Origin of the sequence: Nocardioides baculatus (assembly GCF_016735675.1) — a bacterium.
Taxonomy (GTDB): Bacteria; Actinomycetota; Actinomycetes; order Propionibacteriales; family Nocardioidaceae; genus Nocardioides; species Nocardioides baculatus.
This window is the reverse complement of sequence record NZ_JAERSG010000002.1, coordinates 412,642-438,215: the sequence shown is the minus strand read 5'-3', so window position 1 is coordinate 438,215 and position 25,574 is coordinate 412,642. Positions and strand designations below refer to the sequence as shown.

The window sequence follows — 25,574 nt, the reverse complement described above, 5'->3', positions numbered from 1 at the left end:
TCTGTACGCGCGCGTCGCGTCGATCGCGTACAGATACGCCGACCCGGTGCCCAACGCGCGTACACATGCGCCGACTCGGTGCCCAACGCGCGTACACATGCGCCGACTCGGTGACCTATGGACGTACAGATACGCCGACTCGGCGCCTCTGGCGCGAACACATGCGCCAACTCGGCGACCTATGCGCGTAGAGACGCGCCGACTCGGTGGTCAGCGGTGGGTCAGAGGCCGCGCTCGCGGCGGCGACGCCACCGCTCCTCCATGCGCTCCATGAACGGAGCGCCGGAGCGCTGGCGGGAGGGCCGGTGCTGGCGGCCGCCGTCGACGACGCCGAGGCCGCTGCGGCCGGAGGCGCGGACCTTGGGAGCGGCCGCACCGGGGTTGCGCGAGGAGGTGAGCGCGAGGATCGCGCCGCCGAGCATCACGACGAAGCCGAGGACTCCGACGATCGTCTGGACGAGCGCACTGAGGTCGAGGAGCACCGCGGCGACAAGGAGACCGATGCCGGCCACGAGGACGACACCACCGACGACCATGCGACGACGGGCGGCGCGCTGGAACGACGTACCGCGGAGGGTGGAGGCGAGCTTGGGATCTTCCTCGACGAGGGCGCGCTCCATCTGCTCGAGCATTCGCAGTTCTTCCTCGGAGAGCTCCACAGTTCCTCCTCACCTCTCACGGCCAAGTCTAGGCACGTGTCAGGGCACACGGTAGGCGTCCTGTCGAAATTCACCCGGAAGCGGGGAATGCCTGGTCATTCCGGAGTGTCGCCAGGCCAGTTGCCGGGTCATCCGTTGCGCGCCCGGACACCCACCAGGCTCGCGGGTCGTACGGCCGACGAGCCGAACCGACGGGTGGCCAGGTCGACCGCACGATCGGCGTCGGACCAGCCGTGGTCGGGCTCCCCCAGCACCAGCTGGCGGTGCACGGTGGCGCGCGGGACCAGACCCTCGACGCGTACGCCGACGAGGCGCAGGCGTGCCCGCTGCAGGCCGAGCGCGTCGTAGAGCCGGGTCACCGCGCGGTGGACCTCCACGGTGACGTCGGTGGCCTCGGTCTGTGTGCGCGAGCGGGTGATCGTGGTGAAGTCGGCGAAGCGGACCTTCAGCGTGATCGTCCGACCGGCCACCCCGGCGGCGCGCATCCGGCCGGCCACCCGGGCGGAGAGGCGCAGCAGCTCGCGGACGATCACCTCGCGGTCGTCGGTGTCGCGCGCGAAGGTCTCGTCGGCCCCCATCGACCGGTCGGGCTCGTAGGGACCCGAGCGCGGCGTGAGCTCACCGCGGTCCGTGCCCCAGGCCAGGTGGTGCAGCTCGCGTCCGAGGTGCACGCCGACCGCGCGTTGGAGGGTGCGGAGCGGCGTGTGCGCCACATCGCCCACGGTCATCAGCCCGAACCGGTGGAGCAGCGCCTGGGTCTTCTCCCCCACGCCGTAGAGCTCACCGACGTCGAGCGGGTGGAGGAACGACGTCACCCGCGACGGCGGCACCACGATCACCCCGTCGGGCTTGGCCCGCCGGCTGGCGAGCTTGGCCACCGACACCGACGCGGCGACCCCCACCGAGCAGGTGATGCCCTGCTCGTCGTGGATGGTCGAGCGCAGCCGCTCGGCGATCTCGCCGGGCGTCCCGAGCCGGCGCGTGGAGCCGCGCACGTCGAGGAACGCCTCGTCGAGCGAGATCGCCTCCACCAGCGGGGTGACCTCGCGGAAGGTCTCCATCACCGACGCCGAGACGCTGGTGAAGGTGGCGTAGTCGGGCTCGATCACCACGACGTGCGGGCACAGCCGGCGTACGCGCGTCATCGGCAGTGCGGAGCGGACGCCGTAGCGTCGGGCGACGTAGTTGGCGGCGAGCACCACGCCCCGCCCGCTGCCGCCGACCACGACCGGCTGGTCGACGAGGTCGGGGCGCTCGCGCAGCGCGACGGACGCGTAGAACGCGTCCATGTCGACGTGGAGCAGGGGCGTGACGATCGGATCGGCCGTCATCGCGGCCGATCCCTCGCGTCAGCGGCGCGCGATGACGTGCAGCTGGGCCGCGAGCGGGAGGTACTCGGGGCGGGTGGCCACGGCACGCTCGAGCTCGACGAGCGCGGCGGTCGCTCCGGGCTCGAGGTCGAGGAGGTTGCCGGGCACGAGGTCGGAGAAGACCCGGACCGCCTGCACGGAGGTCGGTGCGAGTCCGGCCGCGGCGAGGAGGTCGACGACCTCGCCGTGGGTGAAGCGGTGCCCTCCCCGGCCCGGCCCACCGGCCTGGACGTCTCCGTCGAGGAGCTCGTGGGCGGCTTGGAAGTGGCCGGCCATCGCCCGTGCGACCACGGCCGCGTGGCGCTGGGCGACGAGGAGGCTGAGGTGGCCGCCGGGCCGGAGCACACCGGCGATGGTGCCGAGCGAGGCGGCGGGGTCGTCGACCATCTCCAGCACGCCGTGGCACAGCACCAGGTCGGCCTCGTCGACCAGGGTCGCCAGGTCGGCGAGGTCGCCCTGCTGTCCCGTGACCCGGTCGGCGACGCCGCGCTCGCGAGCACGCCGGTCGAGCGAGGCGAGGGCGTCGGGGCTCGGGTCGATGACCTGCACCCGGTGGCCCAGCTCGGCCAGGGGCACCGCGAACCCGCCGGTGCCGCCGCCGACGTCGACGATCCGCGCCTGCTGGTCAGCGGCGCCGGCACCGTCCAGCACCGCGCGTACGCCGTCCCATGCCACGCCGGTGCGGACGGAGTGGCGGCGGTCGCTGGCGGAGGGCTGGGCCATGCGGGCAACCCTAGTGGCTTCATCCCGGGCTCCCCGGGCTGCGGTGCCACAGCGTGCGGGCGACGCCCTTGGCGTCATCGCCGGCGGGCTTCACGTCGGCGTAGGGAGACAGGTGGAAGCCGCTCGAGTGGGTCAGGACCCGGCGCCGTGAGGGCTCCTCGCCCACGGGCTTTGGGACGCGCGCGAGTTCGGCGCGGACCAGCGCGAGACCGTCCTCGGACGTGCGACCGCTCCGCCACAGCTCGTGGAGCGCCTGGAGCTCCCAGGCACCGGTGGCGCGGACCGAGACCCCTCGCCGCCCGGTGCGTCGCAGCTCCCCGCGCACCAGCAGCAGCCAGGACGAGAAGACGATCGAGGCATAGGGGCCTTGCGCGTCCTCGAAGAACGTCGCGTCGACCGGACCGGTGCCGTCGTCGACGGTCAGGAACACCACCCGTCGTCCGGACCTGATCGGCGGCGTCTGGGTGGCGACCTTGACGCCGGCAACGAGCAGCTCGGCGCGGCTGCGGCGGCGCAGCAGGTCGCGGCTGCGGGTCACGCCGAGCGCGTCGAGGAAGGGGTCGTAGGTGGTGACGACGTGCTGGCTGACGTCGAGGCCGAGGATCTCGAGCTCGGCGCGCATCCGCTCGACCGTCGTCATCTCGGGCAGGCCCGAGGGCCGCTCCCCCGGCTCGCCCGGCTCGTCACCCAGACGGAGCGTGAGCTGCACCGACTCGGCCTCCGCCACCGGGCGGGCAGCGCGCGACTGCGCGGCTGCGCGCGCCCAGACCCCGCCGTCGGCCAGGGCGTGCCGCTCGACCGGAGCGGACGAGTCCCGGACTCCCGGGTCGGTGCTGTTGCGGGCCGCCGCCTCGGTGGCGCTCACCGCGGCCGCCGGCGAGGCGCGGCGACCCGACAGCCCACGACCACGGGCCCGGAGCGCGCGGTCGAGCGCCCGGGCATGGAGGTCGAGCTCGGCGACCTGGAGCAGCAGGTCGCGCCGTGTCACGCGGTCGCGCCGGTGCACCGCGTGGTCGCGTGCGCCGATGCCGTAGACGCCGTCGAAGCCGCCGGCCAGCACCAGCCGCTCGAGCACCGGCCGCGAGACCCGGGCGCGGTGGAAGAAGTCGGAGAGCGAGACGTAGGGGCCGCCATCGCGTGCCTCGACGATCCGCGCCACCTCGGCCGCGGTGATCCCCTTCACGTCCGTGAGCGAGAGCCGGATCGCATGGCCCTCCTCGGCGCTGCCGCGCTCGACGACGTACGTCGACGCGCTCGCGTTGACGTCGAGCCCGAGCACCCCCACACCGAACTGGCGAGCATCGTCGAGGATCAGCCGCTTGGGGTACATGCCGGGGTCGTGGGTGAGCACGCCGGAGAGAAAGTGCGCCGGCCAGTGGGCCTTGAGCCACGCCGACTGGTAGGTCGGGAGGGCGAAGGCGGCAGCGTGGGCCTTGCAGAACCCGAAGGACGCGAAGGCCTCGAGCACCTTCCAAACCTGCTCGACCAGCGCGAGGTCGTAGCCCTGCGCGAGCGCGCGCGGAAAGAACCACGCCCGCGTCTCGGCCATCCCGTCGGCGCTGCCGAGGGCGCGCCGCTTCTCGTCGCCCTCCGCGTTGGACACGCCGCCGAAGGTCGCGATCATCTCGATGACCTGCTCGTGGAAGACCACCACGCCGCGGGTCTGCTCGAGGATCGGGCGCAGGTCGGGGTGGAGGTAGTGCGCGCTCGCCCACCCCTGCTTGACCTCGAGGTAGGGGGTGATCATGTCGCTCTTGACCGGGCCGGGCCGGAAGAGCGAGATGTCGGTGATGATGTCGTCGAAGTTCTCGATCCCCGACTTTCCGACGAGCTCGCGCTGCCCCGGGGACTCGATCTGGAAGACGCCGAGGGTCCTCGCGCTGCTGATCATGTCGTAGGTGGTGGCGTCGTCGAACGGCACCTGCCCCTCGTCGTCGAGGTCGATCCGGACGCCGTCGACCCGCTCGACCTCGGCGACCGCGTGGGCCATCGCGGACTGCATCCGGATACCGAGCACGTCGAGCTTGAGCAGGCCGAGCTCCTCGACGTCGTCCTTGTCGAACTGGCTCATCGGGAACCCGGCCCACGACGCCTCGACCGGCGTGCGGTCGAGCAGGGTGTCGTCGGACAGCAGCACGCCGCACGGGTGCATCGCGATGTGGCGGGGCAGTCCGTCGAGCCGCTCGACGAGGCCGAAGAAGTGGTCGAGCGCGCCGTCGCCGAGGCCGCTCACGCGCAGCTCCGGCAGGTCGCGCAGCGCGTGCCGGGCGTCGCGCGCGCGGATGTGGGGAAACGCCTTGGCGATGGCGTCGACCTCACCCGGGGGCATGCCGAGGGCGGCGCCGATGTCGCGCACGGCGTGGCGCACCCGGTAGGTGTCCATCATCGAGACGGCCGCGCAGCGCTCGCCGCCGTAGCGGTCGAGGATCGCGCGGTAGACCTCCTCGCGTCGCGCGGACTCCACGTCGACGTCGATGTCGGGCAGGGACGCGCGCCGCGTCGAGAGGAACCGCTCCATCAGCAGGCCGTGGCGGACGGGGTCGACCCCGGAGATCCCGAGCAGGTAGGTGACGATGCTGCCGGCCCCCGACCCGCGGGCCGCACGGCGGATGCCCATCTCGCCGACCATGTCGGTGACGTCGGCGACGGTCAGGAAGTAGGAGGCGTAGCCCAGGACGCGGATCGTCTCGAGCTCGTCGTCGAGGCGCTTCCACACCACCGCCCTGGGCCCGGAGCCGTAGCGTCGGCCGATCCCCGCCTCGCACCGCTGCCGCAGCGCCGCGTCGGCCGACAGCGCGCGCGGGTCGGACAGCTCGAGCTCCGGGAAGTGCACCTCGCCGATGCCGAGGTCGGCGCGGGGGTCGAGGGCACAGCGGTCGGCGACCGCGCGGGTGCGGGCGAGCAGCCGCCTGGCCCCGGGAGCGCTGGCGCCCAGCCCGGACAGGCGGCACACCTCCTCGGCGACCTCGTGCATCTGCTTGCCGGACTTGAGGAAGCCCTCGGCGTTGCCCCGGCTCCCCGACGGCCCGACGTCGCGGAGGTGTGCCGAGCCCAGTGGCACCAGGCGTCGTGCGGCGTCGAGGACGTCGATGGTCGGCGCGTCGTGGCGGTCGGCGTAGCGCACCGCGTTGGTGAGGACCGTGGCGAGCCCGGCGGTGCGGGCGATGCCGGCCATCCGGGCCGCGTGGGGTGACGTGCCCGGCCCCCACTCCCCCCGGTGGCCGCCGAGACGGTGCGAGACCAGCTCGACCACGAGGTTCTCCCGGGGGACGACCTCACGCCACGGCGCGATCGCGGCCAGGGCGAGGTCGTCGCGCCGCCGGGTCGCCGCGACCCCCAGCTCGGTGGACGGCCCCAGGAGCACCACGACGTCACCGCCCGACAGGTGGGGCGCCAGGAGGTCGACGGTCGCGACCGGCCGCCCTCGCTCGCCGGACAGGTGGACCGAGGAGACCATCCGGCACAGCGCGGCCCACCCGGCCCTGCCGATGGCCAGGAAGGTGACCCGCGCGCTCCCGCCCTGCGGGAGCGACAGCTCGCGCGCCGCTCCCCCGCGGACCGGCGTGGGGCCGGACGGTGGTCGCCGATGCGGTCCGTGGGCACCCGTCGGTGCCACTGCCAGCTCGACGCCGAGGACCGGCCGGATCCCAGCGCGGCGGGCCGCCCTGACGAACCGCACCGCGCCGTAGGTGCCGTCGCGGTCGGTCAGCGCCAGGGTGTCCATCTCCTGCTCGGCAGCCCGGTCGACGAGGACGTGCGGGTGCGAGGCGCCGTACTGCAGGGAGAACCCGGAGGCGACGTGCAGGTGGACGAAGGGGTCCGGCGCCACCTCACGCCACGCTGGCGTGCGGCACCAGCCCGAGCGCCTGCTCGATGACGGCCAGGAAGCGGTCGGCGTCGCGCACCAGGTCGTCGGCCTCGCGCTCGGACACCGCGCGGGTCGACCCCGCCTCCGCGGCCGCCCGCTTCGCGGCGCCGGAGGCGAAGAAGCTCGCCCACTCCGTCAGCTCGGGCGCGACCTCGGCGAGCAGGACCCACGCATTCTTCTGGCGTCGTCCGCGGGGTGCCGGCTTGGCGCGCGCCGCGAGCAGTGCGGCAGCGGCGCACAGCGCCGCGACGTGGGCGCACGCATAGCGGGTGGGCACGTCGCGCGCGGTGATCGCGTCGCGCAGCGACGTGGCCGAGCGCTCGAGGTAGGAGTGGGCGGTGGCCGGCAGCATGTGCGGCCCGGCCGGCCCGGTGTAGTGGTCGTGGTGGGGACTCATCGCGGACATGCCCCCTCAGTCCTGGCAGCCGACGAGCTGCCAGTGCCCGTCGGTCCAGTCGAAGGACAGGTCGAAGACCCCGTAGGTGGTCTGCGTCCCGCCGTGCGAGCCGGTCTCGGCGACCTGGAGCCCGCGGCCGGCCTCGACGCGCCACAGCTCGCGCTCGGCGACCAGGTCGGTGGTCGTCCCGCCGCGCTCGGGCGCCGTCGTGCCCTGCCACCAGGGACCGGTCTCCACCCAGTGCGCGACTACGGCGCGCACCTTCCACAGCCTCCCCCGCCACAGGAACTGGTCGGGGTCCTCCGCCTCGCCTCGTCGCACCTCGACGGGGTCGTCGTACTGCCTCATCGCGCCTCCTCGCTGCTCCGTCGACCCCGGGGTCGACCCGGGCGGAGGTGGGGGTCGAGGTCACCGCCACCCGGGTCGCATCGAACATCTGTTCGAACACCACGAACCGTACTACCCGCCACCGACAGCGCGTCAAGAGCGCCGGGCCACCCCGTGGAGGACGGGGCTCAGTCGCGGAGGTGGGAGGTGGTCTCGCGCTGCCAGAGGAAGTAGGAGAGGACGACGCCCTCGACGATCACCAGCGCGGACAGCACGACGAAGATCGCGGGCAGGTGGTTGTCGAGGCAGACCGCGCCGACGAGCACGCCGACGCCTGCGGTCGCGGTGAGCACCGGCCGGGTCCAGGCGTGGCCGCCCCTGAAGAACGAGCCCAGCACCATGGCCAGGAGGGCGAAGCCGACGAACGCGACGACGGCGAGCGCCACGAACCCGGGCGCGCTCGGGCTGGCCCGGAGCGCGTCGACGCCGCCCTCGGCGAGGATCGACTGTGCGCCCTCGTTGCCCTCGGCCCACGCCCGGAGCACGTCGTCGCGCATCAGCCAGATCAGCAGGGTGATCACGCCCGAGGTGGCCACGATGAGGCCCAGCACCCGTTGGGCGTTGACCACTGATCCGGGCACGTCGCGCGCCATCCATCACTCCTGAGGTTCGGTCGTCGTTCGTCGCTAGGCTCGCATCATGTCGATCGAGCATGCATCCATCACCTCATTTCGAGGCGAGCACACCCGGCTCGGCGGGACGGGCGACGTGGTCATCCTGCCCGACAGCGCCCACACTGCGGCACTCGCCGCGGCGGCGCTGGGGTGTGAGGTGGGCGCCATCGCCAACAGCCTGCTCTTCGACGCCGGCGGTGAGCCGGTCCTGATCCTCACCTCGGGTGCCCACCGTGTCGACACCGCGGCCGTCGCCGAGCGCATCGGCGTCGACCGGCTGAAGCGCGCGGACCCCGAGTTCGTACGCCGTCACACGGGCCAGGTCATCGGCGGCGTCTCGCCCCTCGACCACCCGGCTCCGGTCCGCACGTGGATCGACCCGTGGCTGCGGCGACACCCCGTGGTCTGGGCGGCCGCCGGCCACCCGGCGGCCGTGTTCTCCACGACCTACGACGAGCTGGTCGAGATGACCGGCGCCGTCGAGGTGGACGTGGAGACAGGCGTGGAGACAGGCGTGGAGCTGGGCGTGCCGGAGGACAGGGACTGATGGACGCGCTGGCGCTGACCTTCTCCAGCGGCTGGGCGAGCGGCATCAACGCCTACCTCGTCGTGCTGGTGCTGGGCATCGCGGACCGGGTCGGGTCGTTCACCGAGGTCCCCGACGCGCTGGGCCGCTGGGACGTGCTGGCGGTGGCGGGCTTCCTCTACGCGATGGAGTTCATCGCCGACAAGATCCCCTTCATCGACTCGACGTGGGACGCGATCTCCACCGCGATCCGGCCGACCGCCGGCGCCGTCATCGGGGTCCTGCTCGCGGGTGACGCCTCGTCGCTCGACCAGGCGGTCCTCGGCGTCGTCGGCGGAGGTACGGCCCTGCTCAGCCACCTCGTGAAGGCGGGCGGCCGACTGGCGATCAACGCCTCCCCCGAGCCCGCGAGCAACGTCATCGCCAGCCTGACCGAGGACGCGGCCGTCCTCGGCGTCGTCTGGTTCGCCCTCGAGCACCCGCAGGCCGCAGCGGCGGTCGCCGGAGTGCTGCTCCTGCTCGGCCTGGTGATGCTGTTCTTCGTCGCCCGGCTGATCCGGCGCGGCTGGCGGCGCTGGAAGAAGAAGGGCCCGATCCACCAGACCGCCTAGGGTGCGTCCCGTGTCTCGCGTGGTGGTGGTCGGTGGCGGCTTCGGCGGCATGGCCGCGGCCGCACGCCTCGCCAAGCTCGGCCACGACGTCACCCTGCTCGAGCGCGCGGACACCCTCGGCGGAGCGCTCGCCACCGTCGAGCAGGACGGCTTCGCGTGGGACGCCGGCCCGACCACGACCTTGCTGCCAGCCGTCATCCGCGACCTGTTCCGCAAGTCCGGTCGACCGCTCGAGCGCGAGGTCGACCTCCAGCCGCTCGACCTCGTGCGCGAGCACCGCTTCGCGGACGGTTCGTCGCTCCGCCTCCCCGGCGCCTCCCGCGCGGCGCAGCTCGCCGCCGTGGACGAGCTCGGGCCGGGTCTGGGCGGGCAGTGGGTCGACCACGTGGCGGCGTACGGCGAGACGTGGGAGCTGCTGCGCAAGGAGTGGTTCGAGCGGCCCTTCGACGACGTCGTCGCGCCGCGCGAGCTGACCTCCCTGCTCGGTGCGCGCGAGTCGCTGGAGAAGCGGCTGAGGCGGTCGTTCCGCGACGAGCGGCTGCGGCTCGTCGCCGGCCACCGGCTCGTGATGGACGGCCACGACCTGCGTGACGTCCCGGTCTTCGCCGGCGTCGATGTCTACCTCGAGCAGCGCTTCGGCACGTGGACCGTGCCCGGCGGCCTCGCAGCGCTGGGCACGGCCATGGCCGAGCGGCTGACGCTGCGCGGCGTCACCGTCGTGACCGGCACCCCTGCCGTCGACCTCGTGGTGTCGGGCGGGCGCGTGGCCGGCGTACGGACGTCGGGGGGCGAGCTGCCCGCCGACCGGGTGGTGGTGGCGATCGACCCGCGCAGGCTGCCGGCGCTCGCACCCTTCGTGCGCCGCACGATGCCGGCGATCCCACCGGTGGTCTGCCACGTGGGCCTCGAGGGTGACGTGCCCGCCCTGCCGCACGAGGTCGTGCTGCACGGCGACCCGCTCCTGGTGGTCCGCACCGGCGGCCGCGCTCCGGAGGGCGGCGCCGCCTGGACGGTGCTGGCCCGCGGCCGGATCGCCGAGGACGTGCTCACCGCACTGGCGCGGCACGGGATCGACGTACGCACGCAGGTCGTGGCACGCGTGGACCGCGGGCCGCGCGACCTCGTCGAGCGGTGGGGCGGCTCGCCCCACGGCGTGCGGTGGCAGGGACCGCGGACGGCACGGACCCGCCTGGGGCCGCGGACGCCGATCGAGGGCGTGCTCACCGCCGGCGCCCACGCGACGACCGGCTCCGGCCTGCCGTTCGCGGGCCTCAGCGCCGCGCTCGTGGCCGAGGTGGTCGGGAAGGCCTGAGCCGCTCTGGGTGGCGGCACACGACATCCACCGCCCCCTTGGGTGGCGGCACACGACATCGATCCGTGCGCCGCAGATGTCGTATGCCGCCACCCACCACAGGGCGGATGTCGTGTGCCGCCACCCACCAGAGGGCGGATGTCGTATGCCGCCACCCACCACAGGGCGGATGTCGTATGCCGCCACCCACCCACAGGGCGGATGTCGTATGCCGCCACCCACCACAGGGCGGATGTCGTATGCCGCCACCCACCACAGGGCGGATGTCGTATGCCGCCACCCACCACAGGGCAGATGTCGTATGCCGCCACCCACCACAGGGCAGATGTCGTATGCCGCCACCCACCACAGGGCGGATGTCGTGTGCCGCCACCCACCAGAGGGATCAGTGGACGAGCTCCCACACCACGGTGACGGACACGGTGACCGCGGCCTCGCCCGGCTCGAGCCCGCCCGCGGAGTCGCGCATCATCGCCATCTTCGGCATCGGACCCGGGCCGGGAGCGGCGTCGCCCTCGACGATCGACTGCACCGCGCCGAGACCGGCGCCCGCCATCCGGGCCAGGGCGGCCGCGCGCTCACGCGCATCGGCGAACGCCGCCTCGCGAGCCGCGGCCCCGGCGCCGTGGTCCTGGGTGACCTCGAGCGCGACGCCGTCGACCACCAGCGCATCGCCGACCTCGCCCGCGAGCTCGCCGAGCATCGTCCCCGCGGCGGCGAGGTCGTCGCAGCCGATGGAGAAGGAGTGGCGGGCCTCGTACCCGTCACGCGCGCCCGAGTGGTCGTGCGACGGCCACACCGCGACCCCGGTGGAGGCCACCCGGCGCTCCTCGGTGTGCCGGCCGGCGACCTCGACGAGGGTCGTCGCGGCGGCGCTCATGGCGTCGTACGCCTCCGCGACGCCGACGCCCCGACCGACCGCGCCGACGCGGGCGACCGCGCTGTCCGGTGCGACCCGGCTGGTGCCGGTCCCCGTCACGGTGACCGTGTACATGTCCGCGGGCTCAGGAGGCATGGCGCCAACCTAGCTCCGCTACCGTCGCACGATGCCGCTCAGCGTGATGGAGGAAGTGCTCGACCAGCTCGAGTCGCACTGGGTCCACCAGCTCCGCCCGCGTCTCGACGGGCTCACTGACGAGGAGTACCTCTGGGAGCCGGTCGCGGACTGCTGGTCGGTCCGTCCGCGCACGCAGGTGCCGGAGGCGGTGGCGCACGGTTCGGGTGCGTACGTCTGGGAGCACGGACCGACCGCGGGACGCGAGCCGCTGACCACCATCGCGTGGCGGATCGGCCACCTGGCCGAGGGGCTCGCCGCGACGGCGGGCACGTTCTTCGGCGGCCCGTCCGTCGACCTCGACTCCTACGACTACGCCGGCACCGCCACGACGGCGCTGGCCCAGCTCGACGACGAGTACGCCGGCTTCGTGGCCGGTGTCCGCGCGCTCGGTGACGTCGGGTTGTCCGAGCCGCAGGGCGACCGCAGCCCGCCGGCCTACGCGCAGGCACCGGTGGCGCGGGTCGTGATGTACACGGCCGTCGAGGTCTTCCACCACGGCGCCGAGGCCTGCCTGTTGCGCGACCTCTTCCTCAGACGGTGATGCGGAGGTTCGCGAAGATCTCGCGCGTCGCCTTCGAGCGGTTCAGCGTGTAGAAGTGCAGCCCGGGCGCGCCGGCGTCGAGCAGGTCCTCGCAGAGCTCGGTCGCGATGGCGATGCCCTCGGCGCGCAGCGCGGCGGGGTCGTCGGCGTACGGCGTGAGGCGGGCGCTGGTCTCCTCCGGCAGTTGGCGCCCCGAGAACTCGACCATCCGCTCCATCGAGCGCAGGTTCAGGATCGGCATGATCCCCGGGATGATCGGGAGGTCCGCGCCGACAGCGGCGGCCCGCTCGACCAGCGCGGCGTAGTCGGAGGCCCGCAGCACCATGTCGGTCACCGCGAACTCGGCGCCCGCGTCGTGCTTGGCCTTGAGCACGCGCGCGTCGGACTCGAGGTCGGCGGCGTCGACGTGCCCCTCGGGGAACGCCGCGACACCGATCCGCATGTCGGCGCGCTCACGGATGAGCGCCACGAGCTCGCTGGCGTACGTCAGCCCGCCGTCGGTGGGCGTCCACGGCGTGCCCGGACCGGCGGGCGGGTCGCCGCGCAGCGCCATCACGTGGGTCACTCCTGACGCGTGCAGGTCGTCGAGGATCGCGGTGAGCTCCGCACGGGTGTGGCCGACGCACGTCAGGTGGGCGACCGGCAGCATCGAGGTGTCGCGGGCGATGCGCCCGGTGATCGCCACGGTGCGGTCGCGGGTCGTGCCGCCGGCCCCGTAGGTCACCGAGACGAACGTCGGGCCGTAGGGCTCGAGCTCGGTGATCGCCTGCCAGAGCTGCTGCTCGCCGGCCTCGTCCTTGGGCGGGAAGAACTCGAACGAGAACGACCGCTCGCCAGCCGCGAGGAGCTCGCGCATGCTGCGTCCGGGTGCGTGCGTCATGCGCAACAGCCTACGGACGACCGCCCATCAGTTCGGCACCGTCCCACTGGATAGGCTTCCTCGCGTGACGACCTGGGACCCCGCACCCTTCCGCGACCAGGTCCAGCAGGTGCTGGATGCGTTCCTCGACGAGCGCGAGGCCGAGCTCGCGCCGCTCGGCCCGGACGCCGGGCGCCTCATCGCCGAGGCGCGTACGTCGGTGCGCGGCGGCAAGCGGTTCCGCGCGGCCTTCTGCCACTGGGGGCACCGGGCCGTCCGCCCCGAGCCGGCCGACCCGACCGCCCTCGCGCGGGCGTGCGCGTCGCTGGAGATGCTCCACGCGAGCGCGCTCGTGCACGACGACTTCATGGACGCCTCCGACACCCGGCGCGGGCGCCCCGCGACGCATCGCGCCTTCGACGCCGAGCACCGGACCGCAGGCTGGCGCGGCGACCCCGAGCAGTACGGCGCGGCCGCCGCGATCCTGCTGGGCGACCTGCTGCTCGGCTGGGCCGGCGACCTGCTGCGGCACTCGGGCTTCGGGCCCGACGAGGTCGCCCCCGGGCTCGACCTGTTCGAGCGCTGCCGCACCGAGGTGATCGCCGGGCAGTTCCTCGACGTCTCGGTCCAGGCCCGCGGGCACGCCGACGTCGACACCGCGATGACCGTGCTCCGCTACAAGTCCGCGAAGTACTCCATCGAGCGCCCGCTGCACGTCGGTGCCGCCCTCGCCGGGGCCGACGACGACCGGATCGAGCAGCTCAGCCGGTTCGGCCTCCCGCTGGGCGAGGCCTTCCAGCTCCGCGACGACCTGCTCGGCGTCTTCGGCGACCCCGCGGAGACCGGGAAGCCGGCGGGCGACGACCTCGTCGAGGGCAAGCGCACGGTGCTCGTGGCCCTCGCCCTCGACGCCGCTCCGCGAGCGGCCGCGGAGCGGCTGGACGGCGCGCTCGGCACCCCGTTGTCCGAGGCGGACGTCGACGAGCTCCGCTCGATCATCGACGCGTCCGGCGCGCGGGCGCAGGTCGAGGAGGTGATCGGCTCGCTGGCCGACCACGCGGTGTCGGCGCTCGATGCTGCCGACGTCGACGAGCACGCGCGGGTCGTGCTCACCGAGCTCGCAGCCGCCGCGACCCAGCGGACCGTCTGACTCAGTCGAGCCGGATGATCCCGGGCACCACCGGGCCGTCGCCGCGCAGCAGGACCGAGAAGGGCACCACGCGGTCCGCGTGGACGCGCGAGCCGAGCACGCTGAGCGCGACGTTGAAGGCCTTCTCGTCCGAGCGGGCGAGGGTCGCCCAGCCGTCCCACAGGAGCAGCACCCCGTCGGTGCCGGCGCCGATGTCGTGGAGACAGTCGGCGAGGGCGTCGAAGTTCTGCCCGTACCAGTCCGGGAAGCCCAGCGTCTCCCCCACCTCGGCGAGGAACGCGGCCTTCGTGTCAGCGCGCGTCCAGCCGTCGACGTACCCGAATCCCCACCCGGCGTGCTCGACGGTGTGGCGTACGTCGGCGACGTCGAACGCGCCCGCCCACAGGTGGATGCCGGGCTGCTCGTGCCCGGCCAGGACAGCGGCGAGTCCGCTCATGATGTGGACCTCTCGATGCGGGAGAAGGAGTCGTAGTGGTCGTCGGTCCAGTAGTACTCGTCCTCGTCGCCGGTGACGATCCGGCGAGGTCCCCGCACCCGCGGGGCGGTCTCGACGGTGTACTCGCGGTAGTAGCCCATCGGCTGGTCGGGCAGCAGCTCCTCGCGGTTCTCGAAGGTCTTGCCGTCGTCGCCGGGGTACTTGAAGGGACCGCCGTCGTCGATCCGCGACAGAACGTCACGCGCCTCGGCCGGCAGGCCCGCCTCGTCGACGTACGGCAGACCGCTGTCGGGGTCGACGCCACCGGCCGTCGGCGGGAATCCGGTCTCGTCGTCGGTGGAGGTCGCCGAGGGGACCGCGGACGGCGAAGGAGTCGCGGGGCCGTCGTCCGGCGCCGGCGTGAAGAACCAGACGACCAGGATCGCGGCAGCAGCCAGCAGCACCAGCCACCGGTAGCGCTGGCGAGCCGTGGCTGTCGCGGCCATCAGTACTCCAGCACCTGCGCGCGGCGCTTGACCTCGCTGCCGCGGTTCTCGCGGAGCGCGTCGATCGGGCGCCCCGGCAGGTCGTCGTCGGTGAAGAGCCACGCGATGCACTCGCGGTCGTCGAACTTGTGGTCGTGGAGCATGATCAGCAGCCCGGACAGGCCCTTCACGACCAGGCCGTCCTGAATGAAGTCGGCCGGCACGCGCGGCCCGGCGCCGGGCGCGGACACCGCCTGGGCGAGCTCGTGCTCGCGGATCATCGTGCGGACCTTGCTGGGCGTGACGCCGAGGAGGTCGGCGACCTCGCTCCACTCGAGCCACTCGGGGACGAGGGCGGCGAGGTCACGGTCAGCCAGGGGAAGGTCGCTCATGGGGTGCAGCCTAGGAGAGGCCGTACGACATTGGCGAAGCCGGTTTGTCACCCCGGCGGGTGATCCGTAGCGTGTCGCGGATGCACCCCCTCAGATCCGCGCTCGCGGCCACCCTCGTGGGCCTGCTGGCGTTCACCCTGTCCCCGGCCGTGTCCCCCGCCCAGGCCGACCACTACGAAGGCGCCCCCGGCCCGGTCCACGCCGGCAACACCTTCGGCTGGTACCAGTACGGCGTCTTCCGCCAGGAGTTCATCGGCCCCAAGCCCGCGTTCTGGAAGAAGAGGGGTCGCGGCATCGTCCGCACCCAGAACGGCATGCTCACGCTGATGAGCACGAAGCGTGGCAGCGTCTCCGCCACGCTCGACCTGAAGGGGCACCCCTACGGTCGCTGGGAGATCCGGATGCGCGCCCGGACGATGTCGACGGTCAAGGGCGGCAAGCCCTTCAAGGTCGTCACCGAGCTCGTCCCCGCCGGCACCCGCGACCAGCACTGCGGCGGTCGTGACATCGGCATCGAGAACTTCACCCTCGGCACCAACACCGTGAAGTCCTACGTGCACACGCTGCCCAACAGCTCCTACCGCGGCTTCCTCGGCCGGCACCTGCGCAACGACCGGTGGCACACGTACGCCGTCGAGGTCGCGCCCGACCACATCTCGTGGTTCGTCGACGCGCACGTGATCCACACCGAGCGCCGCGACGAGGCCCTGGACCCGCTCCCGCGCCAGCTGAAGTTCGAGCTGCGGGCCAAGAAGGGCACGACCATGGACCCGGCCCGGATGCAGATGGACTGGATGCGCTACTGGTCGATGCGCGCGCCCAACGAGAAGTCGATCAAGGCGCCGCAGTTCGAGCAGAGCACCTTCAACGGAGCTTGCTGAGCCCCACCCGGCTGGACCGACGACACGCCCGAGGGGCCCTGCGCATCGCGCGGGGCCCCTCGCGCTCGCTACCGTCGAATGCTTCTCCGGCGCGTCTTCCTCCCGCAGGGCCCCAGGTCCCTCGGGCGCAGCCGGCGAGACGAGGAGGCCCTGTGCCCCGACCGTTCCGCTCCATGACCGCACTCGTCCTGGGTGCCGTCCTCACCCTCCCCCTGTCGACCGCGGTCGTCGCGCCTGCGCAGGCGGACCACGCGCGGCCGCCGGACGACCGCAGGCTCGTGTCGTACGTCGTCCGGCCGGGCGACACCGCCTCCGGCCTCGCGGTCCGGTTCCACGCGTGGACGGCCGAGCTGGTGTCCTCCAACCACCTCGAACCGAGCGGCACGCTGCGCGTCGGGGAGCGGATCGTGATCCCGGTGGTGCGCGAGCACGGGGTCAAGCACGGGGGCAAGCACGGGGGCAAGGACGGCAGGGGCGGGGGCAAGCACGGCGGGAAGCACGGCGGGAAGGGCCACTCGTCGATGTGGCAGCACCCGGACCGCGACCGCGAGAAGGTGCGTCGGGTGATCGCGGGCGCCGCCCGCCACCACGACGTCGACCCGCAGCTCGCGCTCGCGATCGCATGGCAGGAGTCGGGCTGGCAGATGGGTGTGGTGTCGAGCGCGCACGCGATCGGCGCGATGCAGGTGCTGCCGTCGACCGCGCGGTGGATGGAGCACTACGCCGGTCGCAGGCTGCGGCTGCACCAGCTCGGCGACAACGCGAAGGCCGGCGTGCTGCTGCTCCGGGTGCTGACGCACCACACGCACCGGCGTACGCACAAGATCGGGGCCTACTACCAGGGCCTCGGCGCCGTCCGCGAGCACGGGCTCTTCGCGGAGACCCGGACCTACGTCGCCGACGTGGTGGCGATCAAGAGGCGCCTCGAGGAGGGCCGTCCTCCCGCCTGACCAGGTCGTGATCCAGGTCGTGAGCTGGTCCTGGGCCCGCTGCGCCACGCCGGGGCCCGCGCGTGAGCGTGGCGGCAGGCACCGTTTCCGTAGAGTGGTGGCGCTGGATCCTTCCCCGTCCGGCAGCTGGAGGTCGACAGTGGAGCCACCCGAGCACGCCCGCGCAGCAGCGCCCGGCGTGTCTGGCGACCCTCTGGTCGGGCGCCTGCTGGAGCGCCGCTACCGCATCGGCGCCCGGGTGGCGCGCGGTGGCATGGCCAGTGTCTACGAGGCCACCGACATCCGCCTCGACCGCACGGTCGCGGTCAAGGTCATGCATCCGGGCCTGGGCGACGACCAGGAGTTCGCGGAGCGCTTCGTGCGCGAGGCGCGCGCGGCCGCACGGCTCAACCACCCCCACGTCGTCGGCGTCTACGACCAGGGTGACGACACCTCCGACGGCCAGGACACCGTCTTCCTCGTCATGGAGTACGTCCCCGGCCACACGTTGCGCGACGTGGTCCGCAAGGAGGCGCCGATGCCGCCGGCGCGGGCGCTCGCGCTCCTCGAGCCGGTCGTCTCCGCGCTCGGCGCCGCCCACCGGGCCGGGCTGATCCACCGCGACGTGAAACCCGAGAACGTGCTGATCGCCGACGAGGCGCACGGCGGCCGGATCAAGGTCGCCGACTTCGGCCTGGCGAAGGCGGTGAGCGCCGACACCCAGCACACCGCGACCGGTGGGGTGCTGATCGGCACCGTGTCCTACCTCGCCCCCGAGCTCGTCGTCGACGGTCGGGCGGACGCGCGCGCCGACGTCTACGCCGCCGGGGTGGTGCTCTACGAGCTGCTGACCGGCCGGAAGCCGCACGAGGGTGAGTCGCCGATCCAGGTGGCCTACCGCCACGTGCACCACGACGTACCGATGCCGTCGCTCCTCCAGCCCGGCATCCCCGACTACGTCGACGCACTCGTCGCCCGCGCCACCTCGCGCGACCGGGACCAGCGCCCCGCCGACGCGACCGTCCTGCTCCACCACCTTCACCGGGTCGAGCTGGCGCTGCGCGAGGGCCTGGACTCCGACCCCGAGCTGGCCGCCGACCTGCTCCCCCGCCGTGCGTCGACCGTCGACGCCGCGGACGAGCCCGGCGAGGACACCATGCCCGAGCCGTTCGACGCGGGGGCGCTGGCACTCCTCACGGAGGTCGACCTCCGTGACTCCGGGCTCGTCGCCGACGGCAGCCCCGACCGGACGACCGCCCTCGAGCGCCACCCGGTGCCGTCGTCCACGCCGTCCGAGGTCCCCGTGACCGAGCCGATGAAGGCAGCCGCACCGGTCGCCGCTGCGGTCGTGACGGCAGCCGCTCCCACCACGACCCAGGCCGCCCGGCCGGCACCCGCGCCGCCCGGCCGGGCCTCCGGCAAGGCGCCCAGCAAGGTCGCCCCCGTCACCACGACGGCGCGCCGCCGCTCGAAGAAGGGTCCGGTCGCGCTCCTGCTCGCGCTCCTGCTCGTCGCCGGTGTCGGCGCCGGCGCCTGGTGGTTCGGCTGGGAGCGCTACACGACGACGCCAGGCGTGCTCGGCCTCGACGAGGCAGCGGCGAGCGCGGAGCTGGAGTCGGCGGGCCTGGAGGCCGAGCCGGGTGAGGCGGCCTACAGCGAGAACGTCGCGGCCGGCCTCGTCATCGCCACGGACCCCGAGCCCGGGGGCAAGGTCCTCGATGGCGGCACCGTCACGCTGGTGCTCTCGCTCGGGCCCGAGCGCTACGACGTGCCGCAGCTGGCGGGCCAGACCGAGGACCAGGCGCAGGACACGATCGCGGCGACCAACCTCGCCTTCGGCTCGAGCGTGGGTCGCTGGAGCGAGACCGTGCCCGAGGGACAGGTCATCCGCTCCTCCCCCAAGGCCGGGACGACCCTCAAGCCCGGCGCGACGGTCGACCTCGTGCTGAGCCGTGGCCGCAAGCCGTTCGAGCTCAAGGACTGGACGGGCAAGGACTACGACGGGGTGAAGGCCGCCCTGGAGAAGCGCAACCTCCAGGTCGAGGCGGGTGAGGAGTACAGCGACACCGTCGCCGCCGGCGACATCATCTCGCAGGACCCGGCCCCGGGGACGGTCGTCTACCGCGGCGACACCGTCTCGTTCGTCGTGTCCCTCGGACCCGAGCTGGTCGAGGTGCCGCAGGTCAAGGCGATGGGCGTCGAGGCGGCCACCGAGCTGCTGGAGGGGCTCGGGTTCGAGGTGGAGACCGAGCAGGCCGACATCTACCTCGGCATCGGCTACGTCTCGAGCTCCGACCCGGGCGCCGGCGCCGAGGTGCCGAAGGGCTCGACGATCACGTTGTTCGTCGTCTGACGCCCTAACGTTCGGGCGTGCACGTCGAGCAACCCGGTCGTACGACGCTGCTGGCCACGCTCGTGCTGGTGGCCCTGGCCGCGTGCTGGGGATCGACGTTCTTCCTCATCAAGGACCTCCTCGACCGGGTGCCGACGCTGGACTTCCTGGCCGTCCGCTTCGCGATCGCCTCGCTCGCGCTCCTCGTGGTGGCTCCGCGGGCGATCGGGCGGCTGTCGCCGGTCGTGCGTCGGCATGCCGTCGTGCTCGGGCTGCTCTACGGCCTGGCCCAGATCCTCCAGACGACCGGCCTCGCCCACACGCCGGCGAGCGTCAGCGGCTTCGTCACCGGGCTGTACGTCGTCTGCACGCCGCTCCTGGCGGCCGCGATCCTGCGCACCAGGATCCCACCGATCACCTGGGTCGCCGTCGCCCTGGCCACGGTCGGCCTCGGCGTCCTGGCCCTCCGCGGGCTCAGCGTCGGCTACGGCGAGCTGATCACGCTGGCCTCGGCCGTGCTCTACGCCCTGCACATCGTCGGGCTCGGCGCGTGGTCGACCGCCCGCGACGCGGTCGGGATGACGATCCTCCAGGTCATCGTCATCGCGATCGTCTGCACGATGGCGACGGCGTACGACGGCATCGTGCTGCCGACGCGGACGGGCGACTGGGTCTCGCTCGCCTACATGGCCGTCATCGTCGGTGCCGCCGGCCTGCTCGGGCAGACCTGGGCGCAGGCCCACCTGCCACCCACGCGTACGGCCATCATCATGAGCATGGAGCCGGTCTTCGCCTCCGTCTTCGCGGTCTGGCTGGGCGGCGAGGACCTCACCCAGCGGCTGCTGCTGGGTGGCTCGATGGTGCTCGTCGCGATGGTGATCGTCGAGCTCGCGCCCCGTCGCGTGGTCGAGGGCGAGGTCCCGCACATCGCGGTCTGAGCCGCCCCGGGACGCTCCGCCCTCACCCCGAGACGGGAGGACGGACGAGGCACGTCCCCCTATCGTGGCCTGCGTGAACACGTGCGTGCGGTGCGGGGCAGCCCTCGGCGTGGGCCGGTTCTGCCTCAACTGCGGGCACCGCATCGGCGACCCGGCACCTGTCGAGGCCACCCCGGTCGAGGCCACTCCTCTCGCGCCCGCCCCGGAGCCAGCCGCCGCGGAGCCACCCGCCGCTGCGCCCGCTCCTCGTGACGCCGTCCCCGTCCCCGTCCCCGACTCCGCGCCCGAGCCCGTCGCGCTTCCGGTCCAGGCGGCCGACCCGACGGCCGTGGCCCCGGCCACCGCACCCCTGGGCGCTCCCGTCGAGCCGGCACCGGTCCCGGTTCCCGCACCACCCGCGCCCCGTGCTCCCGTGCGGGAGTCCACCTGGGACCCCCGCGAGGAGCTCCTGCCCTACGAGGAGGTCGACGAGCTCGTCGACGACCCGGTGCGCGGACGAGCCTGGATCTTCTGGGTGCTCGGGGCGGTGCTCCTCGTCGGCCTGGTCTTCGTGCTGCTCGACGCGTTCGCCGCCGACGAGGACGACACCCCGGCCACCGATCCGTCGGCGAGCGCGTCGTCCGCGCCCGCCGGCGGCGGGGCTGAGGAGTCGACCCAGCCCGAGGCCGGTGAGGACGGGGCGGAAGGACCGACGGGCGTCGGCAAGCGGGTCGACCTGGCCCGCGCCGCCACCGTCGAGGTGCCCGGCACGGCGCCGCCGACCACCGACTTCGACGGCAACCTGGTGGCCTACGAAGCGGTCCAGATGCACGACGGCGACCCGCGCACCACGTGGCGCGTCGAGGGCGACGCGACCGGCCAGGTCGTGACGTTCACGCTCGCGGAGCCCGCCGTCGTCGACCGGGTCGGGCTGGTCAACGGCTACGCCAAGCAGGTCGCCGGCGTCGACTGGTACCCCAACAACCGCCGCATCCTCGCGGTCACCTGGGGCTTCGAGGACGGGACGACGGTCGAGCAGACCTTCTCCGAGCAGCCGACGATGCAGCTGCTCAAGGTGACGCCGGTGCAGACGTCGACGGTGACGATCACGATCACCTCCGTGACGCCACCGGGCAGCGGCAGCCTCGGTCGCGACTACACCGCGATCAGCGAGGTCGCGGTCACCGGTCGACGAGCCGGCTGAGCACCAGCGCGGCCCGCTCCGCGTCCGCCCGGCTCACGTCGAGGTGCGTCACGAGGCGCACGGCGCGAGGTCCCACCGCCGCGATCCGGACGCCCTCGTCGGCCGCTGCCGCGACGAACGCCGTCGCGTCGGGACGGTCCACCACGACGATGTTCGTGTCCACGGACTCCGGGTCCAGCCCCAGCGCCTCGCCGAGCAGGCGCGCATGTGCGTGGTCGTCGGCCAGCCGGTCGACGTGGTGGTCGAGGGCGTACGCCCCCGCGGCCGCGAGGACGCCGACCTGGCGCATCCCGCCGCCCATCCGCTTGCGGCGGACGCGCGCCTCGTCGATCGCGTCGGCGGAGCCGACCATCAGGGAGCCGATCGGGGCCCCGAGACCCTTGGACAGGCACACGGCCAGCACGTCGGCGATCCGGCCGTAGTCCGCAAGCGGGGTGCCCGTGGCGACGTGCGCGTTCCACAGCCGCGCACCATCGAGGTGGACCTTCGTGCTCGTCGTGTCGGCCCAGGCGCGCAGGTCGCGCAGGTCGTCGAGCGGCAGCACGGCGCCGCCGGCGAAGTTGTGCGTGTTCTCCACCGAGACGGCGGCCGTGCGGACGAAGAACGGGCCCATGTCCGGGGCGTACATCGACTCGATCGCCGCCAGGTCGAGCTGGCCTCGCTCACCGGTCCACGTCCGCATGGTGATCCCGCTGATCGCGCCGTGCGCGCCGAGCTCGGCCCGCGCGATGTGGGCCGAGGAGTCGCACAGCACCTCCTCGCCGGGCCGTACGACGCTCGCCACCGCCAGCACGTTGGCCATCGAGCCGGTCGGCGTGAAGAGCGCGGCCTCGTGGCCGAACATCGCCGCCACCCGCTCCTGGAGCTCGGTGACCGTCGGGTCCTCGCCGTAGACGTCGTCCCCGACGTCCGCGCGGGCCATCGCCGCACGCATCGCCTCGGTCGGCCGGGTCAGGGTGTCGGAGCGCAGGTCGATCACGGTGCTCATCCAACCAGCCACCTCTCGACGTACCCGCCAGCGGTGGTGGAGCCACATTGCGGGCGCGCCGAATGTGGGTGGACCACCGCCCCGGGGGGGTCAGGCCTTGCGGAGCATCTCCGCGACGAGGAAGGACAGCTCGAGGGACTGGACCCGGTTGAGGCGGGGGTCGCAGACGGACTCGTAGCGGTTGGCCAGCTGGGCCTCGTCGATCTCCTCGCCACCGCCGACGCACTCGGTGACGTCGTCGCCGGTGAGCTCGACGTGCACGCCGCCGGGCCAGGTGCCGAGGCTGCGGTGGACGTCGAAGAAGCCCTGGACCTCCTCGATCACGTCGTCGAAGCGACGGGTCTTGTAGCCCGAGGACGCCTCGAAGGTGTTGCCGTGCATCGGGTCGCAGACCCAGGCCACGTTGACGCCCTCGGCGGTGACCTTCTCGACGAGGGCAGGCAGGCCGTCGCGGATCTTGCCCGCACCGAAGCGGGTGACGAAGGTGAGGCGGCCGGGCTTGTTGTCCGGGTTGAGACGCGCGGCGTAGGCCAGTGCGTCGTCGGGGGTCGTCGTCGGCCCGAGCTTGATGCCGATGGGGTTCTGGATCTTCGACAGCAGCTCGACGTGCGCGCCGTCGAGCTGGCGGGTGCGCTCGCCGATCCACACGAAGTGCGCGGACACGTTGTAGGGCAGGTCGGTGCGCGAGTCGATGCGGGTCAGCGCTTGCTCGTACTCCAGCAGCAGGGCCTCGTGGCTGGAGTGGAAGTCGACCCGGTGGAACTCGTCGGGGTCCGCACCGATCGCCTTCATGAAGGTGAGCGCGCGCTCGATCTCGTCGGCCATGGCCTCGTAGCGCTGGCCGAACGGCGAGTTCTGGACGAAGTCGGTGTTCCAGGTGTGCACCTGGCGCAGGTCGGCGTACCCACCGGTGACGAAGGCGCGGACCAGGTTGAGCGTGGCGGCCGAGGAGTTGTAGACGTCGACCAGCCGCTGCGGGTCGGGGATGCGCGCCTCGGGCGTGAAGTCGAAGCCGTTGACCGCGTCGCCGCGGTAGGCGGGCAGCGTCACCGGTCCGTCGGGGGTGGTGCGGGTCTCGAGGTCCGAGCTGCGCGGCTTGGCGTACTGGCCCGCCAGGCGGCCGAGCTTCACGACCGGCACGGACGCGGCGTACGTCAGCACGACGGCCATCTGGAGCAGGACCCGCAGCTTGTTGCGGACGTTGTCGGCGGTCACGCCCGCGAACGTCTCGGCGCAGTCGCCGCCCTGGAGGAGGAATGCCTCGCCGCGGCTGACCGCCGCGATCTTCTCGGTCAGCTCGTCGCACTCACCCGCGAAGACGAGCGGCGGCACGGTCCGCAGTCGGGCGACAGCAGCGTCGACCGCTCCGGCGTCGGGGTACGTCGGCTGCTGCCGAGGTCCGAGCGCGTGCAGCTGCTCGAGGGTGGGGATCGCGGCTCGTCCTGAGGAGCTGAGGGACGAGGCGTCTCGAAGGGTCACCCCCCAAGGGTACGGCGACAGCGCGTGCCGACCCGAACCGTGACCGAGCGCTGGGCCGACGCCTCAGCGTCGTGGCTCGAGCACGCCTGCCGAGCCGTCGACCTCGAGCCCACCCGACCGGGTCCGGTGCGCCTCGAGCGTGCCGGTCACGATCGAGGCGTCCGGATAGCTGATGTGGCCGGGCGCTCCCTGCCGCGACGTCGTCCAGAGCCGGTCCTCGAAGCCGATCTCGCCGCGGAACTGGTGGTTCTCCAGCACCAGCTCGTCGGCGGTCGCCTGGCCGACGACGTAGGACGCCTCCCCGCGGTAGAACAGCGAGCCGTGGGAGACCTGGAGGATCCCGTCGACCTGGTGCACGGTCTGGTCGTGCACCTCGCCGGAGAGGTAGACGTCGACGCCTCCGTCGACCATCGCCCGCCACAGCGCGGAGCGATCGCCCTTCTCGTAGGACAGGTGGCTGGAGTTGCGGGCGCGGACGTTGCCGGTCATCGGCACGTGACCCTGCACCATCACCCACGGCACCTCGTCCGCGCGGGCCTGGCGCAGCACCCGCCGCAGCCAGCGCAGCTGGTCGGGGTCGACGGACATGTGCACGTCTCCCCCGCGACGCTCGAAGACGTCGAGCGTCACCAGCAGCACCTGGGCGTCGAGCCGGACGGCGTACGCCGTGCGCTGCGCCGGGCCCTTCGACGGGTGCTGGGAGAAGCGCGGCCGGCCGCCGGGCGTCGACAGCATCTCGTCGGCGAAGATCGACTTGAACTCCGGCACGTGCCGCCGCTTGAAGTCGATCCAGCGGTCGCGTGGTGCCTTCCACGGGTCGTCGCCGATCTCGTGGTCGCCCACGGCCGGGAGGATGCGGAGGTCGTGGTCGGCGAAGCGCTGGCGGTACGCCGGGTAGTAGACCGCCGCGGCCCGGCGCCACGCGCGCATCCGCTGCCGGTCCGTACGCACGGGGCCGAAGACGCCGCTGCGCGAGTCGTCGCGCCCCCAGCGGCCCTCGACGAGGTCGCCGGCCACGAGCACGTCGCGGGTGCCGTGGGACGCCATCTCGTCCATCACGTGCCTGAGCCCGGCGTCGTACTCCCGGTTGGTCGAGTTGGCGACCGCGCCGGTGCGCGGGTCGACGTGCTCGGTGCGCCCGTCGGCCGTCAGGTCGGCGACGTCCTGGTTGAGGAAGTCGGGCGCCGAGACGAAGCGGTAGGCGCCGGGCAGGTCGGGCGCCGACGGCACGGCCGGTCGGTCGCGCGGGCCGCCGCGCGGGAGGCGACCCTCGGGCCCGCCGTCCGCGGTCGGCTTCGTGGTCGCGGAGTGGTCACCGGTGGGGGTCGCGCTCGCCGACGGCGACGGTGGCGCGACCGACGTGCAACCGAGCGCGGACGCGATCAGGACGGCCAGGAGGGCACCGAGAGGTCGTCGAGTCACTCGGCCAACCGTAGACGCCGGACCCGGCACCGCGGGCGCGAACCCGCCGGGTCGTG

Annotated in this window: 25 protein-coding genes; 10 read left to right on the top strand and 15 right to left on the bottom strand. The window is 73.2% G+C overall.

Annotation, left to right across the window (positions count from 1 at the left end; translation table 11 throughout):
• Positions 1-221: 221 nt before the first annotated feature.
• The 7 genes from JI751_RS07860 to JI751_RS07830 form a co-directional block, all read right to left on the bottom strand.
• On the bottom strand, positions 222-659 hold the full coding sequence (locus JI751_RS07860; protein WP_201935299.1) for an SCO2097 family morphological protein: 438 nt from the start codon (positions 657-659) through the stop codon (positions 222-224).
• A gap of 128 nt (positions 660-787) precedes the next feature.
• Positions 788-1,990 (bottom strand): DNA polymerase IV, encoded by a 1,203-nt coding sequence (gene dinB / locus JI751_RS07855; RefSeq protein ID WP_201935298.1) that lies wholly within the window; start codon positions 1,988-1,990, stop codon positions 788-790.
• An 18-nt stretch (positions 1,991-2,008) separates the two neighbouring features.
• A complete protein-coding gene (locus JI751_RS07850) occupies positions 2,009-2,752 on the bottom strand; it encodes a methyltransferase domain-containing protein (protein WP_201935297.1) in 744 nt (247 codons plus the stop codon).
• A gap of 19 nt (positions 2,753-2,771) precedes the next feature.
• A complete protein-coding gene (locus JI751_RS07845; protein WP_201935295.1) occupies positions 2,772-6,581 on the bottom strand; it encodes a DNA polymerase III subunit alpha in 3,810 nt (1,269 codons plus the stop codon).
• A 1-nt stretch (position 6,582) separates the two neighbouring features.
• A complete protein-coding gene (locus JI751_RS07840; RefSeq protein WP_236665834.1) occupies positions 6,583-7,017 on the bottom strand; it encodes an SAV_6107 family HEPN domain-containing protein in 435 nt (144 codons plus the stop codon).
• Positions 7,018-7,032: 15 nt separating this feature from the next.
• Complete coding sequence (locus JI751_RS07835) at positions 7,033-7,365, bottom strand: DUF6504 family protein (protein ID WP_201935294.1); 333 nt, start codon at positions 7,363-7,365, stop codon at positions 7,033-7,035.
• 167 nt (positions 7,366-7,532) lie between these two features.
• Entirely contained in the window at positions 7,533-7,997 is a 465-nt protein-coding gene (locus tag JI751_RS07830) for a hypothetical protein (RefSeq protein ID WP_201935293.1), read from the bottom strand.
• A gap of 46 nt (positions 7,998-8,043) precedes the next feature.
• On the opposite strand from JI751_RS07830, the gene JI751_RS07825 reads away from it, so the two are divergent.
• From JI751_RS07825 to JI751_RS07815, 3 genes are read left to right on the top strand one after another with little or no spacing between them, the layout of a single operon-like run.
• Positions 8,044-8,565 carry a YbaK/EbsC family protein gene (locus JI751_RS07825; protein WP_201935292.1) on the top strand — a complete coding sequence of 174 codons (522 nt, stop codon included), beginning with the start codon at positions 8,044-8,046 and terminating at the stop codon, positions 8,563-8,565.
• Positions 8,565-9,155, top strand: a complete 591-nt coding sequence (locus tag JI751_RS07820; protein ID WP_201935291.1) for a DUF4126 domain-containing protein — start codon at positions 8,565-8,567, stop codon at positions 9,153-9,155. The genes JI751_RS07825 and JI751_RS07820 overlap by 1 nt, the downstream gene beginning before the upstream one ends.
• 10 nt (positions 9,156-9,165) lie before the next feature.
• Positions 9,166-10,467, top strand: a complete 1,302-nt coding sequence (locus JI751_RS07815) for a phytoene desaturase family protein (RefSeq protein WP_201935290.1) — start codon at positions 9,166-9,168, stop codon at positions 10,465-10,467.
• Between the two features lie 385 nt (positions 10,468-10,852).
• On the opposite strand, the gene JI751_RS07810 is transcribed toward JI751_RS07815, so the two are convergent.
• A complete protein-coding gene (locus JI751_RS07810; protein ID WP_201935289.1) occupies positions 10,853-11,482 on the bottom strand; it encodes an SIMPL domain-containing protein in 630 nt (209 codons plus the stop codon).
• Positions 11,483-11,513: 31 nt separating this feature from the next.
• On the opposite strand from JI751_RS07810, the gene JI751_RS07805 reads away from it, so the two are divergent.
• The gene (locus JI751_RS07805) at positions 11,514-12,065 is read left to right on the top strand and encodes a DinB family protein (RefSeq protein WP_236665833.1); all 552 of its coding nucleotides are present in this window, start codon (positions 11,514-11,516) and stop codon (positions 12,063-12,065) included.
• Here JI751_RS07805 and metF read toward each other — a convergent pair.
• Complete coding sequence (gene metF / locus JI751_RS07800) at positions 12,055-12,945, bottom strand: methylenetetrahydrofolate reductase [NAD(P)H] (RefSeq protein ID WP_201935287.1); 891 nt, start codon at positions 12,943-12,945, stop codon at positions 12,055-12,057. The two genes, JI751_RS07805 and metF, sit on opposite strands and share 11 nt — an antisense overlap.
• A 64-nt stretch (positions 12,946-13,009) precedes the next feature.
• Between metF and JI751_RS07795 the strand changes: the two genes are divergently transcribed.
• Positions 13,010-14,074: a polyprenyl synthetase family protein gene (locus JI751_RS07795; RefSeq protein WP_307813988.1), complete on the top strand. Its 1,065-nt coding sequence runs from the start codon at positions 13,010-13,012 to the stop codon at positions 14,072-14,074.
• 1 nt (position 14,075) lies between these two features.
• Here JI751_RS07795 and JI751_RS07790 read toward each other — a convergent pair whose 3' ends face one another.
• The 3 genes from JI751_RS07790 to JI751_RS07780 are packed head-to-tail and all read right to left on the bottom strand — an operon-like array spanning position 14,076 to position 15,366.
• Entirely contained in the window at positions 14,076-14,510 is a 435-nt protein-coding gene (locus tag JI751_RS07790) for a barstar family protein (RefSeq protein WP_201935285.1), read from the bottom strand.
• Positions 14,507-14,995, bottom strand: coding sequence for a guanyl-specific ribonuclease (locus JI751_RS07785; protein WP_201935283.1), 489 nt, complete (start codon positions 14,993-14,995; stop codon positions 14,507-14,509). Before JI751_RS07785 ends, JI751_RS07790 begins: the two co-directional genes overlap by 4 nt.
• Positions 14,995-15,366: an Rv2175c family DNA-binding protein gene (locus JI751_RS07780; protein WP_201935281.1), complete on the bottom strand. Its 372-nt coding sequence runs from the start codon at positions 15,364-15,366 to the stop codon at positions 14,995-14,997. Before JI751_RS07780 ends, JI751_RS07785 begins: the two co-directional genes overlap by 1 nt.
• 80 nt (positions 15,367-15,446) lie before the next feature.
• On the opposite strand from JI751_RS07780, the gene JI751_RS07775 reads away from it, so the two are divergent.
• The 5 genes from JI751_RS07775 (at position 15,447) to JI751_RS07755 (ending at position 21,629) form a co-directional block, all read left to right on the top strand.
• Positions 15,447-16,247 carry a glycoside hydrolase family 16 protein gene (locus tag JI751_RS07775; RefSeq protein WP_201935280.1) on the top strand — a complete coding sequence of 267 codons (801 nt, stop codon included), beginning with the start codon at positions 15,447-15,449 and terminating at the stop codon, positions 16,245-16,247.
• A 173-nt stretch (positions 16,248-16,420) separates the two neighbouring features.
• Positions 16,421-17,197, top strand: coding sequence for a lytic transglycosylase domain-containing protein (locus JI751_RS07770; RefSeq protein ID WP_201935279.1), 777 nt, complete (start codon positions 16,421-16,423; stop codon positions 17,195-17,197).
• A 178-nt stretch (positions 17,198-17,375) separates the two neighbouring features.
• Entirely contained in the window at positions 17,376-19,529 is a 2,154-nt protein-coding gene (locus JI751_RS07765; RefSeq protein ID WP_307813985.1) for a PASTA domain-containing protein, read from the top strand.
• A gap of 17 nt (positions 19,530-19,546) precedes the next feature.
• The gene (locus JI751_RS07760; RefSeq protein WP_201935278.1) at positions 19,547-20,446 is read left to right on the top strand and encodes a DMT family transporter; all 900 of its coding nucleotides are present in this window, start codon (positions 19,547-19,549) and stop codon (positions 20,444-20,446) included.
• 73 nt (positions 20,447-20,519) lie between these two features.
• Complete coding sequence (locus tag JI751_RS07755; protein WP_201935277.1) at positions 20,520-21,629, top strand: NADase-type glycan-binding domain-containing protein; 1,110 nt, start codon at positions 20,520-20,522, stop codon at positions 21,627-21,629.
• Here the strand turns inward: JI751_RS07755 and JI751_RS07750 are convergent.
• The 3 genes from JI751_RS07750 to JI751_RS07740 form a co-directional block, all read right to left on the bottom strand.
• A complete protein-coding gene (locus JI751_RS07750; protein ID WP_236665832.1) occupies positions 21,607-22,617 on the bottom strand; it encodes a threonine aldolase family protein in 1,011 nt (336 codons plus the stop codon). The two genes, JI751_RS07755 and JI751_RS07750, sit on opposite strands and share 23 nt — an antisense overlap.
• Before the next feature lie 90 nt (positions 22,618-22,707).
• Positions 22,708-24,096, bottom strand: coding sequence for a class II 3-deoxy-7-phosphoheptulonate synthase (locus JI751_RS07745; RefSeq protein WP_201935276.1), 1,389 nt, complete (start codon positions 24,094-24,096; stop codon positions 22,708-22,710).
• A gap of 63 nt (positions 24,097-24,159) precedes the next feature.
• The gene (locus JI751_RS07740) at positions 24,160-25,518 is read right to left on the bottom strand and encodes a metallophosphoesterase family protein (RefSeq protein WP_201935275.1); all 1,359 of its coding nucleotides are present in this window, start codon (positions 25,516-25,518) and stop codon (positions 24,160-24,162) included.
• Between the last annotated feature and the right edge of the window lie 56 nt (positions 25,519-25,574).